This window comes from Blautia sp. Marseille-P2398 (genome assembly GCF_964240315.1).
Lineage (GTDB): Bacteria > Bacillota > Clostridia > Lachnospirales > Lachnospiraceae > Blautia_A > Blautia_A wexlerae.
The window spans coordinates 1-587 of sequence record NZ_CAXSTD010000052.1 but is presented as its reverse complement, the minus strand read 5'-3'; the positions used below and the strand labels follow the sequence as shown (position 1 = coordinate 587).

Here is a 587-nt window from a genome sequence, read left to right as displayed (position 1 = left end):
CTCGTTCAGGGTTTCCCCCATTGACGAAAATTCCCTACTGCTGCCTCCCGTAGGAGTTTGGGCCGTGTCTCAGTCCCAATGTGGCCGTTTACCCTCTCAGGCCGGCTACGCATCATCGCCTTGGTGGGCCGTTACCTCACCAACTAGCTAATGCGCCGCAGGTCCATCCATGTTCACGCCTTGATGGGCGCTTTAATATACTGAGCATGCGCTCTGTATACCTATCCGGTTTTAGCTACCGTTTCCAGCAGTTATCCCGGACACATGGGCAGGTTACCTACGTGTTACTCACCCGTTCGCCACTAAGTCTCTTTGGAAGCAAGCTTCCTCGAAACTTCGTTCGACTTGCATGTATTAGGCATGCCGCCAGCGTTCATCCTGAGCCAGGATCAAACTCTCCATTTGATTTAGCTCTAACGCATGACTTGCGTTTGAATTTCATTTTTGTTATCGTTATACCGAGAATATTGTTTTCTCAAATAATTGACGTTTCCTGTTCAGTTTTCAAAGACCGAAATTTCTATTTCGTGCGCCCTTGTTTCTCATCAGCGCTCGTATATAATACAACACATATCCCTGTGTGTCAA

At 47.9% G+C, this 587-nt stretch carries 1 rRNA gene; it reads right to left on the bottom strand.

The features are described 5' to 3' along the window. Positions 1-405: ribosomal RNA gene (locus ACESZG_RS18930) — 16S ribosomal RNA — on the bottom strand; the annotation flags it as partial. Positions 406-587: the final 182 nt, after the last annotated feature.